This is a genomic window from Microbacterium sp. KSW4-4 (genome assembly GCF_023091185.1).
In the GTDB taxonomy this organism is placed as follows: domain Bacteria; phylum Actinomycetota; class Actinomycetes; order Actinomycetales; family Microbacteriaceae; genus Microbacterium; species Microbacterium paraoxydans.
Map to the genome: position 1 here is coordinate 582,591 of NZ_JAHWXJ010000002.1, position 11,017 is coordinate 593,607.

The 11,017-nt window shown below is 70.9% G+C and carries 10 protein-coding genes; 6 read left to right on the forward strand and 4 right to left on the reverse strand.

All coding sequences use genetic code 11. The annotated features are described in order from the left end of the window. The first annotated feature begins 166 nt into the window (after positions 1-166). Positions 167-1,345: a glycosyltransferase gene (locus KZC57_RS12335; protein WP_217584086.1), complete on the forward strand. Its 1,179-nt coding sequence runs from the start codon at positions 167-169 to the stop codon at positions 1,343-1,345. Here the strand turns inward: KZC57_RS12335 and KZC57_RS12340 are convergent. The 3 genes from KZC57_RS12340 to rfbA are packed head-to-tail and all read right to left on the reverse strand — an operon-like array spanning position 1,342 to position 4,624. Continuing rightward, positions 1,342-2,757, reverse strand: a complete 1,416-nt coding sequence (locus KZC57_RS12340; protein ID WP_247641880.1) for a bifunctional dTDP-4-dehydrorhamnose 3,5-epimerase family protein/NAD(P)-dependent oxidoreductase — start codon at positions 2,755-2,757, stop codon at positions 1,342-1,344. The two genes, KZC57_RS12335 and KZC57_RS12340, sit on opposite strands and share 4 nt — an antisense overlap. Then, entirely contained in the window at positions 2,757-3,755 is a 999-nt protein-coding gene (rfbB, locus tag KZC57_RS12345; RefSeq protein WP_060922256.1) for a dTDP-glucose 4,6-dehydratase, read from the reverse strand. The genes KZC57_RS12340 and rfbB overlap by 1 nt, the downstream gene beginning before the upstream one ends. Beyond that, on the reverse strand, positions 3,752-4,624 hold the full coding sequence (gene rfbA / locus KZC57_RS12350; protein ID WP_060922257.1) for a glucose-1-phosphate thymidylyltransferase RfbA: 873 nt from the start codon (positions 4,622-4,624) through the stop codon (positions 3,752-3,754). Before rfbA ends, rfbB begins: the two co-directional genes overlap by 4 nt. Positions 4,625-4,774: 150 nt before the next feature. Here rfbA and KZC57_RS12355 point away from each other — a divergent pair, with 150 nt between their 5' ends. Then, positions 4,775-5,794: a glycosyltransferase family 4 protein gene (locus tag KZC57_RS12355; RefSeq protein ID WP_060922261.1), complete on the forward strand. Its 1,020-nt coding sequence runs from the start codon at positions 4,775-4,777 to the stop codon at positions 5,792-5,794. 9 nt (positions 5,795-5,803) lie between these two features. On the opposite strand, the gene KZC57_RS12360 is transcribed toward KZC57_RS12355, so the two are convergent. After that, on the reverse strand, positions 5,804-7,798 hold the full coding sequence (locus tag KZC57_RS12360; protein ID WP_234024208.1) for a glycosyltransferase: 1,995 nt from the start codon (positions 7,796-7,798) through the stop codon (positions 5,804-5,806). A gap of 187 nt (positions 7,799-7,985) precedes the next feature. Between KZC57_RS12360 and KZC57_RS12365 the strand changes: the two genes are divergently transcribed. From KZC57_RS12365 to KZC57_RS12380, 4 genes are all read left to right on the forward strand, one after another. Then, the gene (locus KZC57_RS12365; RefSeq protein WP_231919571.1) at positions 7,986-8,939 is read left to right on the forward strand and encodes a glycosyltransferase family 2 protein; all 954 of its coding nucleotides are present in this window, start codon (positions 7,986-7,988) and stop codon (positions 8,937-8,939) included. Beyond that, a complete protein-coding gene (locus KZC57_RS12370; protein ID WP_060922258.1) occupies positions 8,930-9,649 on the forward strand; it encodes a CDP-alcohol phosphatidyltransferase family protein in 720 nt (239 codons plus the stop codon). Before KZC57_RS12365 ends, KZC57_RS12370 begins: the two co-directional genes overlap by 10 nt. Further along, positions 9,646-10,263 (forward strand): hypothetical protein, encoded by a 618-nt coding sequence (locus tag KZC57_RS12375; RefSeq protein ID WP_247641881.1) that lies wholly within the window; start codon positions 9,646-9,648, stop codon positions 10,261-10,263. The genes KZC57_RS12370 and KZC57_RS12375 overlap by 4 nt, the downstream gene beginning before the upstream one ends. Positions 10,264-10,460: 197 nt before the next feature. After that, on the forward strand, positions 10,461-10,994 hold the full coding sequence (locus KZC57_RS12380) for a DUF4352 domain-containing protein (protein WP_071327706.1): 534 nt from the start codon (positions 10,461-10,463) through the stop codon (positions 10,992-10,994). The last annotated feature ends 23 nt before the right edge of the window (positions 10,995-11,017 follow it).

The window sequence follows — 11,017 nt, forward strand, 5'->3', positions numbered from 1 at the left end:
CTCCCCAGATCGATCATTCCCCAGTCGAACGGATCCCCACCCGTTCGGCGCGACTCCCACAGCCGCAGACGACACTCTAGCAGGAACGTGTCCTGCAGCCCATAGGAACCCATGGAACGATGGATGTCGGAGCCGATGGGGCTGCGGAACGACGAAGGGGACCACGTTGGGGGCAGGGGTCACGGTCATCGTGCCGACCTACAACGAGCGCGACAACGTCGCCGAGCTCGTGGAGCGCACGGCCGCGGCGTTGGCGGGAAGGGACGCCGAGATCCTCTTCGTCGACGACAGCAGCGACGACACCACGGCCGAGGTGGAGCGCGTCGCGGTCGACGCCCCGATCCCGGTGCGGGTGATCCATCGCTCGGACAACGTCGGAGGCCTCGGCGGGGCGGTCGTCGTCGGCCTGGGAGCCGCGGACGCCGATGTCTGCATCGTGATGGACGGCGACCTCCAGCATCCGCCCGAGCTCCTGCCGGCCCTGCTCGACCGCTATGCGGCGGGGGACGCGGACGTCGTCGGCGCCTCCCGCTACATCGGCGGCGGCGACACCAGCGGCCTCGGCACGGCCATGCGCTTCGGGGTGTCCCGCGCCGCCACCTGGCTGACCCGCGCGATGTTCCCCCGACGGCTCGCCCGGAGCACCGATCCGATGACCGGGTTCTTCCTCGTCGACCGGCGCCGGCTCGACCTGGCCGCCCTCCGGCCGCAAGGGTTCAAGATCCTCCTGGAGATCCTCGCGCGGACGGATCTGCGGATCGCGGAGGTCCCGATGGAGTTCGCCGAGCGCCGACACGGCACCTCGAAGGCGAGCCTCCGGCAGGGGGCCACGTTCATCGCCCACCTGGCGCGGCTGCGCTTCGGCAAGATGTCGTTGTTCGCCGCGATCGGCGTCCTCGGGGCCATAGCGAACCTCGCGATCATGTGGGCGCTGACCGCCGCGGGCGTGCCCTACGTGTGGGCGGCGATCATCGGCGCCGAGGTCACGATCATCGGCAACTTCCTGCTGCAGGAGCGTTTCGTCTTCGCCGACATGCGCACCGATGCCCGTAGCGCCGCCGTGCGCTTCGCGGCCTCGTTCACGTTCAACAACGTCGAGGCGGCGCTGCGCATCCCGGTGATGGCGCTCATGGTCGAGACGTGGCACATCTCCAGCGTGCTCGCGACGGCCCTCTCCCTCGTCGTGGCCTTCTTCGCCCGGTTCCTGTTCCACTCGCTCGTCGTGTACGCGCCCCGTCGGCGTCGGGAGGAGCGGCAGGCCGCGGGTGAGCCGGAGCCGGACACCGCGACCCTGCGCATCATCCGCGCCATCGACGCGGAGGCGATGAAGCCGGGCGAGCTCTAGGCGTCCGCGGACAGGTAGTCGGCGAGGGCCGCATCCGCGTCCCGCGGCGTCCAGCCGGTGGCCGTGATCCGGGCGAGGTCCAGAACGCTGTTGCGCGGACGCGGCGCGATCGGTCCGGCCTGGTCGGCGAAGTACTCCTCCGTCGTCACCGAGGTGACCGCGGCCGGGTCGTGCCCGGTCAGCCGGTAGACCGCGCGTGCGATGTCGGCCCAGGAGTGCGGTTCGCCGCCCCCGGTCACGTTGTAGAGCCCGAACGGCGCCGACACGTCGAGCAGATGCCGGATGGCCTCCGCGAGGTCGGTCGTGAAGGTGAGTCGTCCGATCTGGTCGCCCACCACACGCGGGGCGACGCCCCGCCCGGCCAGCGAGGCCATCGTGCGCACGAAGTTGTGACCGTCGCCGATCACCCAGGAGGTGCGCAGGATGTAGTGGCGGGGCACGGTCGCCACGATCGCGTCTCCAGCGGCCTTCGTCTGGCCGTACACACCCAGCGGGCGCACCCCGTCCGTCTCCGTGTACGGCTCGTCCTTCGTGCCGTCGAACACGTAGTCGCTGGACACGTGCACGAGCGTGAGGCCGTTCTCGGTCGCGACCCGGGCGAGCGCGGACACGCCGGTGACGTTCGCCGCCCAGGCTTCCGCACGGCCCCCCTCCGTCTCGGCGCGGTCGACGGCCGTGTAAGCGGCCGCATTGATGATCGCTCCGTAGTCGCGCCAGCGCCGTGCGCCGGTCAGCCCGGGGTCGCGGAGGTCCAGCGTCTCGCGGGTCGTGTACTCGACGTGCTCCGCATCGCCGAAGGACCTGCGCAGCGCCAGGCCGAGCTGACCGGATGCCCCGACGACGAGGATCTTCCGCGGGCCGATCGGGGTCACCTCGGCCAGCCGTGGATGCGCCCGGTCCTTCGGAGAGATCTCGACCCGGTCGAGGGGGATCGGCCACGCGATGGCCGCCGTCTCGTCGGCCAGGTTCAGGAAGGAGTACGCCGCGTCGGGCGACCAATGGTCGTTCACCAGGTAGGTGTAGGCGGTGTCCGCTTCGAGCGTCTGGTACGAGTTGCCGACGCCGCGCGGCACGAGGATGGCGCGCGACGGGTCGATCTCCGTCGTGAAGACGCTCCCGAAGGTCTCGCCCGCCCGCAGGTCGACCCAGGCGCCGAAGATCCGGCCGGTGGCGACGGAGACCCACTTGTCCCACGGCTCGGCGTGGATGCCGCGGGTGGTGCCGATCGCGTCGTTGAACGAGATGTTGTTCTGCACGGGGCCGAAGTCCGGAAGACCGGCGGCGACCATCTTCTCGCGCTGCCAGTTCTCCTTGAACCAGCCGCGGGTGTCGCCGTGCACGGGGAGGTCGACGAGGAGCAGGCCGGGGATCGGCGTCTCCGTGATCGTGAGCGCCTTGCCGAACGCGGTCATCACTGCCCCCTGGCGGCGTAGAACGATTCCGTGGCGTCCTTGGCCGGCGCCCACCAGTCCTCGTTCTCGCGATACCACTCGATGGTCGAGGCCAGGCCCGACTCGAAGTCGGAGAATCGCGGCGCCCAGCCGAGCTCGGTGCGCAGCTTCGTGGAGTCGATCGCGTAGCGCAGGTCGTGACCGGCGCGGTCGGTGACATGGTCGTAGGCGTCGGCGGGCTGGCCCATCTGCGTGAGGATCAGCTCGACGACCGACTTGTTGTCCTTCTCGCCGTCGGCGCCGATCAGGTACGTCTGGCCGATCTCGCCCTTCTCCAGGATCGTGAGGACGGCCGAGGAGTGGTCGTCGGCGTGGATCCAGTCGCGCACGTTCTGCCCGGCGCCGTACAGCTTGGGCCGGATCCCGCGCAGCACGTTCGTGATCTGGCGCGGGATGAACTTCTCCACGTGCTGGTAGGGGCCGTAGTTGTTCGAGCAGTTCGAGATCGTCGCCTGCACCCCGAACGAGCGCACCCAGGCGCGCACCAGCAGGTCGCTGCCGGCCTTCGTGGACGAGTACGGCGACGAGGGGTTGTACGGAGTCTGCTCCGTGAACCGTGCCGGGTCGTCCAGCTCCAGATCTCCGTAGACCTCGTCGGTGGAGATGTGGTGGAACCGGCGATCGTGTCGGCGGGCGGCCTCCAACAGCGTGTAGGTGCCGATGATGTTCGTGTCGAGGAACGGCCGCGGGTCGTGCAGCGAGTTGTCGTTGTGGGACTCGGCGGCGTAGTGGACGACGGCGTCGGTCCGGGCGAACAGGCTGTCGACGAGCGCCGCGTCGGCGATGTCCCCCTCCACGAGCTCGACCCGGTCGGCGGGCAGACCCGCGAGCGAGGCGCGGTTGCCGGCATAGGTGAGCTTGTCCAGCACCGTCACCTGTGCGTCCGTGTGCGCGACGACGTGGTGGACGAAGTTCGATCCGATGAAGCCGGCGCCGCCGGTCACGAGCAGGCGGGTCATCGAGCGCCCCTTTCGAGCAATCCGAGGAGATAGGTTCCGTAGCCCGACTTGACGAGGGCATCCGCGCGCGTGCGCAGGGCCTCGTCGTCGAGGAAGCCCTGACGCCAGGCGACCTCCTCCGGCACGCCGATCTTCATCCCCGTGCGTCGCTCCATCGTGCGCACATAGTCGGCGGCGTCGGTCATCTGGTCGAATGTCCCGGTGTCCAGCCACGCGGTCCCGCGCGGAAGCACCTCGACCTGGAGCTTGCCGCGCTCGAGGTAGGCCCGGTTCACGTCCGTGATCTCGTACTCCCCGCGGGCGCTCGGCGCGAGGTTGCGGGCGATCTCGATGACATCGTTGTCGTAGAAGTACAGGCCGGGCACCGCGTAGTTGCTCTGCGGCGCGGTGGGCTTCTCCTCCAGGGAGACGGCCTGGCCGTCGGCGTCGAACGCCACGACCCCGTACGCCTCCGGCTCCGCCACCCAGTAGGCGAAGACCGCGCCGCCGTCGATGTCGGCGAAGCGCTTGAGCTGCGTGCCCAGGCCCGGCCCGTAGAGGAGGTTGTCCCCCAGGACGAGGGCGACGCTGTCGTCCCCGATGAAGTCCGCGCCGATCGTGAAAGCCTGTGCAAGGCCGTCCGGCGACTCCTGCTGAGCGAACGAGAGGGAGACGCCGAACTGCGAGCCGTCCCCGAGCAGCCGCTCGAAGTGCGCGGCGTCGTGTGGCGTCGTGATGACCAGGATCTCGCGGATCCCGGCAAGCATCAGCGTCGACAGCGGGTAGTACACCATCGGCTTGTCGTAGACCGGGATCAGCTGCTTCGAGACCCCCAGCGTGATGGGGTGCAGCCGCGTCCCCGAGCCGCCCGCCAGAATGATGCCCTTCATGTATCCCCCTCGTGAAACATCGATGCTCGTGGCGGCGTCACTGAGAGGACGGCCATCCCCTGCCGTCCGACGACCCCCACAGTCGTACGCTCGACTCTAGCGGAGAAGTCGCCCTTTACACCGCCCGGGCCGAGGGCCATAGTGGGCCTCGTGGTATCCGAGGACAGCCCGGCGCTGTCCGTCACCTGGGCGCATCGTGCCGAGCAGTCGGCCTCCGTCTGGGCGCGCGCACACGCCAGGGGAGAGGTTCCGAGCGTGTGGCCGTATGGGCTGGACGCTCTCCGCGACCATGCCGTGGTGGAGGTGGACGAACTCCCCGATCCCGGTCGGATCGCACGGCTCCGCGCGCGCGCCGGCCTCGGCCCCCGACCCCGCGCGGGGCTCGCCATCGCCTGGGATGAGAACACCGCCTACCGCCTCCAGATCCTGCGGCCGCGGACGCGGTACGCCGCGGGGGTCATCTGGCTCACCGACATGGCGGCGGCCGGTGCCGCACCCGGTCGATTGGTGACGATGCTGCGGGCGGCCACGGCGCTCTGGGTGCTCAGCGAGGCGCAGGTGGTCCCGCTGCAGCGGCTCCTCGGGTCCGGCGGGCCGCGGGTCTTCGTCGTCCCGTTCGGGATCGACCACGAGTTCTTCTCCGCGCACCCGCCGACGGCCACCCCCCGGATCGTCAGCGCGGGCAACGACAGGGACCGGGATCCCGCGACGTTGTACGCCGCGCTCGCCCTGGTCCTCGCCGCGCGCCCGGGCGTCGACGTCGTCGTCCAGTCGCCCTCCGCGTTGCCGCCTCCGGAGGGCGTCCGGCTCGTGCGCCGACTGCCGCACACCGAACTCCGCGATCTCTACGCGACAGCGAGTGTCGTGGTGACCGCGACCCGCCCGAACCTGCACGCATCCGGGATGACGGTCGCCCTCGAAGCGCTCGCCACCGCGCGTCCCGTGGTCGTCTCGGACACCCCGGGCATGCGTGACTACGTCAGCACCCGCACCGGCGCCCTCGTCCCGCCGGGGGAGCCGGAGGCTCTGGCGGAGGCGCTGATCGGGATGCTCGACGATCCTGACCGCGCGGCCGCGCTCGGGCAGCAGGGACGGATCGAGGTCGAGCAGCGGTTCACGACGAGGACGATGGTCGACGCGCTCGTCCGGGGTCTCCGAGCCGACGTCTGAGGGGGCGGATCAGTCCCGTCCCCGGCGCTTGACGCGCACGGCGGCTCGGAAGGCGTCGCGGTGCGCGCGACCCGCATCGGCCCACTCGCGACGAGAGAGGTCGGGGGTCCCCGCGAGGGCGGACGCCGCCTGCCAGGACGAGACGAGCGTCTCGGCATCGAGGTCGTCCCCGTCGTACATGTGCACCCACTCGGCGCCCACCTCGCGGGCGAGGGCTTCGTTCGCCTGGTTCCGCGGCACCAGCACCGGGCGGCCCATCGACAGGGCGGCCAGGACGCTGCCCGAGTTGTGCATGAAGCGGTACGCGAGCACGATCAGCTCGGACGACGTCGCGAGCTCCACGAGCTCGGCGTCACTGAGGAAGTCGAGGTGCAGGTCGACTCCGGGGAGCGTGGCGGTGCGTGCGCGGAGGTCGTCGGCGAGCTCCGGCGTGGACGGACGCCCGCCGATGCGCAGGCTCAGCGCCGGCTCGATCGCGACGGCCTCGCCGTAGGCGTCGATGAACCCGTCGAGGCCCTTGTACCTTCGGATTCCGCCGAACGACCCCAGTCGTCCGTGCACGCGCTCCGCGGACGGGTAGACCGCGTACCAGTCGCGGTAGTGCCCGTGCAGGATGAGACTGTGCGGGGTCCCGGCCGGCAGCGGTGTGGTCTCGTTGATGACGATCCGGTAGTCGGTGTGCCGATCGATGAAGCGCAGCAGCCAGAGCCGCGGGGCGTTGTCGTCGGGGAGCTCCAGGTTGTGCACGGTCCGCACCACGGCGATCCGCCGCGACAACCGGTGCCGGAAGGCGAGCGCGGTCGTGAGCGCGAACTTCCCCGCGGACTTCCACCAGGTGGATCCGTGGAGCTTCGCCTCGGGCCAGTGCCAGTGGAAGGCGTCGTAGCGGCCGAAGAGCGCGGTCTTCCAGGAGAACCGGAGGTGTTCCAGGCCCTCCGTCGTCCCGAGAGCCTCGTCGAGCATCTTGTTGTACGGATTCGTCGTGGGGCGCGGCGCGCCCAGGGACTGCATCACGCGGATGCTCGACGCGGATTCGGTCATCGTGTTGTCCTCCGAGGGGCGACGGTACTCGTCGTAGCGGCGCCCGAAGGCGGCCGCGATGGTGCCGCGACCGCGATGGATCAGGCGGGTGCCGCGGGCGTGATGGGTGAGGTTCGAGGTGACGGCGCCGAGGGCCCGGCGCGCCGCACCGACGACGATCCGGGCGATGCCGCCGAGGGCGGCGCGCACGCGGAGCGCCCCGCGGCGCATCCTCCCGTGCGCGAGCTTCACCGCGATGCGGGTGCCGGCGTTCGCCGAGCTGAACGCCCGCTGCGCCGCCCACGCTCGGGTGAGTCGGGCGGCGACGACGAGGTCTTCCGTCTCGGACTCGTTGCACCAGACGATGCGGCCGCCGCGATCGACGAGCTCGCGGGTGAAGAGCGTGTCCTCGCCGCCGCCGAGCCCGAGGGACGGGTCGAATCGCACACCGAAGCGGCGCACCGCGCGGAGATCGAGAAGGAGGTTTCCCGCAGCGGCGACCGGGAGCACGGTGCCGGTCGGACGCGGTGGACGACGGAACGTTCCCGAGGCGAGCAGCCACGGATCGACGTCGTCATCGAACACGGAGATGACGCGGCCCATGACGGCATCGGCGTCGAAGGCCTGCCACGTCGTGATCAGCTCTGCGAGCCAGCCGGCGCGAGGAACCTCGTCGTCATCGATGAAGGCCAGCAGATCGCGGTCGGCGCACTCGTCGAGCAGCCGGTTCCGGGCCGCGACGATGCCCGGCGTCGGCTCGACGACGTAGCGGACAGGCAGGGCGGCGCTCGCGGCCACCTCGCGCGCGGAGCCCGCAGCGTCGTTGTCGACGACCAGCACCTCCACGTCCACGCCGAGGTCCGCACACTCCGCGATCCGGTCGGGGAGTGCGCGCAGCAGCGCCGCCAGCAGCTCCGGCCGTCGGTAGGTGGGCACGCCGATCGTCACGGCGATCGCGTCGCCCGTCCCCGGTCCCCTCTTCATCCGCCTCATCCCCATGGCAGTCGTGCGCCTGTGTCCCCGCGCCGGCTCATCGTACCGTGAACGGCGGGTGCGCCGAGCCGGCTCTGGCGTATAGTCGGTGTCCTGGGAGTCGACGCCGGTCGCGACTCTGGGGAATTCGACCGGCGACCCGAGCGGACCGTGTGGGCGGATCCGGGGGGAGGATCGCGTGTCAATCGTGCACGGACGGCTGGCCGTCGTCGTCGTGAACTACGCCTCGGCGCGGCTGCTCGAGCGCAACCTGGTGCTCGTGGAGCGCGAGGCCCGCGCCGTCGACGAGGAGACGCTGATCGTCGTCGTCGACAACTGGGCGGGTACCGCGGAGCGCGAGGCCGCCGTCGCCGCCGCACAGGCGCACGGATGGACTCTCATCACCCCTGAGACGAACAGCGGATTCGGCGGCGGCGTCAACATCGGGGTCGCCCGAGCGCTCGCCGACGGCGCGACCGACGTCCTCGTGATCAACCCGGACGCCCATATCGACCGAGCGTCGCTGGCGCGCCTGGCCGCGGTCACCGCGGCCTCGCGCACGACCCTCGCCTCGCCGGTGATCACCGACTCCGACGGACGCACCTGGTTCGCCGGCATCGACCTCCTGCTCGACGACGGCACGATGCGCGCGCGCCGAAAACGCCGGGCGGACGACGTGCGCCCGTATGAGCCGTGGCTGAGCGGCGCCTGCCTGTGGATCACCCGCGAGGTGTGGGCGCTCTCGGGAGGCTTCGACGACGAGTACTTCCTCTACTGGGAGGACGTCGACTTCTCCCGCCGCGTGGTCTCGGCCGGAGGCACCCTCGTCCTCGTCGAGGAGGCGACGGCCGTGCACGACGAGGGCGGCACGCAACGCGCCGAGCCCCAGCTCGCGAGGGCGAAGTCGGAGGGCTACTACTTCTACAACATCCGCAACCGGATGCTGTACGCGGTCCGGCACCTCGACGACGAGGCCGTGCATCGCTGGCGGCGGTCGATACCCCGTACCGCCCGCGAGGTGATCCTCCGCGGCGGCCGCCGACAGCTGCTGCACTCCGCCGCTCCGCTCCGCGCCTACGTCCGCGGGGTGCGCGAGGCCCGGCGGATCGCGCGACTCTCCGGCACGGACCCGAAGGGAACGACATGGTCGTAGACGCCTACCGACAGCTCGCACGGGCGCAGAAGGGGCACGCGCGTGGCGCACCGGCCTATTCGGTCTACGTGAACCGCCGGCTCGGACGCGTGCTCGCCGCGGTGGCGTTCCGGCTCGGCCTCACGCCGAACCAGGTGTCGATCATCAGCGCCGTCCATTCGTTCGCGGCGATCGGTCTCATCGCCTTCGCCCCGGTCACCGTGCCGTTGGGGCTGCTCATCGCGCTCCTCCTCGTCCTCGGCTACGCGTGGGACTCCGCGGACGGTCAGGTCGCCCGGCTCCGCGGCGGCGGGAGCCCGCAGGGCGAGTGGCTGGACCACTTCATCGACACGCTCAAGATCGCGTCCCTGCATCTGGCCGTGCTGATCGGCCTGTACCGGGTCCTCCCGGAGACGCCGTCGCTGCTGCTGATCCCCATCGTGTTCAGCATCGTCGCCACGACCACGTTCTCGGGCATGCTCCTGAACGACCTCCTCAAGGGCAAGCATTCCGTGGCGTCCACGCACGAGCGTGGCGGAGGCACCCTCCGACGCTCGCTCGTGCTGCTGCCGACCGACTTCGGGCTGGTCTGCCTCGTCTTCGTCCTCTGGGGCTGGACGCCGGTGTTCCTCGTCGCCTACAGCGCGCTCTGTGCCGCTGCGGTGCTGTTCCTCGTGCTCGCCGCGGTGAAGTGGTTCCGCGAGATCGGAAGGCTGGGTGACGCGGCATGACCGGCGGCTCGATCCTCATCGTGTGCGCGGCCAACGTCTGCCGCTCCCCCCTGGCCGAGCTGGCGCTGCGGCGCGGGCTGGGGGAGGGGTCCGCGCTCGTGGTGCGCAGCGCCGGCGTGCGCGCCCACGACGGCGACCCGATCTGCGCTGAGGTCGCCGCGCGGCACACCGACGAAGGCTGGCAGGCGCAATCGCGGGCGCATCGAGCTCAGGAGGTCACGACGGAGATGCTCGCCGAGGCGGACCTCGTGCTGACCGCCTCGCGCGATGTCCGGGGGGACCTGGTGCGGGCCGCGCCCGAGTACCGCGACCGGATGTTCACGCTGCGCGAGGCGGCGCACCTCGGGATCGGCTTCGCGTCCGGGGGGTCCGACGTGGTCGCCGACTACCTCGCGCACCTCGATCGGGCGCGGACACGCGCCGTGCCGCTCGGCGGCCCGCCGCGTCGCGGCGGTGCGCTCCGTCGTCTCCTTGACCGGCGCTCCGCCCAGGACCCGGCGTCCATCGCCGATCGGCACGGGAGTCGGGGACACACCGACACCATCACCGAGGTCGAGCAGGCCGTCGATGCGATCGCCGGGCAGCTCGGCGGGCACCGCCGACATTTCTCCTGAGCCGAGGGTTGTGGTTTTCCACGGTCCGCACTACCATTAGCCGACGCCGTGTTCTGCACGGCTGGGGGGAAACCGGAGCCGAGGGGGCTCTGGCTGGGGAATCTGGGTTCTGGGGAGCTGCAGTGTTCACTGTTTCAGCATGCCGTTCTGGGGACGGCTCATCTCGCGCACGACGTGCGCTGTTCATCGCGCCCGTCGTGGCGCTCGCGCTCGCCTTCGCCGGCTGCACGGCGGCACCGGATACCGCGGCGTCGCCGGAGCCCGAGGGCACCAGCACGACCGACTGGACGCCGCCGGCCGATCCCGAGGCCCAAGGGCCCACCGAGGCCCCCGCGTTGACCGAGGAGAGCGGCGCGCTGGACGCGGAGATCGCCCTGTCCACCGACATGGTCGTGACCGTCGACGACATCTCGACCACCGAGATCACCCCCGAGACGCCGGGCGAGTATGCCGGCTCCGCCGTGGTGGTGACCGTGAAGGTCGCGAACGAGTCGAAGCGGGCGCAGAGCATCGACTCCGCCGTCGTCAGCCTCGTCACCGACGACGGCGACGTGGGGGTGGCCACCACCGCGGGTCCGAACGAGCCGCTCCACGGGGAGCTGGCCGCCGGCGACGACGCCACGGGCACCTACGTCTTCATGCTCGACCCCACGAAGGGTCGCGCCGTGAAGATCAGTGTGAACTATGCCGCCGGTGAGCCGGTGGCGACCTTCGCGGGCGAGCTCTCCTGAGCTGTGGACGCGACGACTTCCGC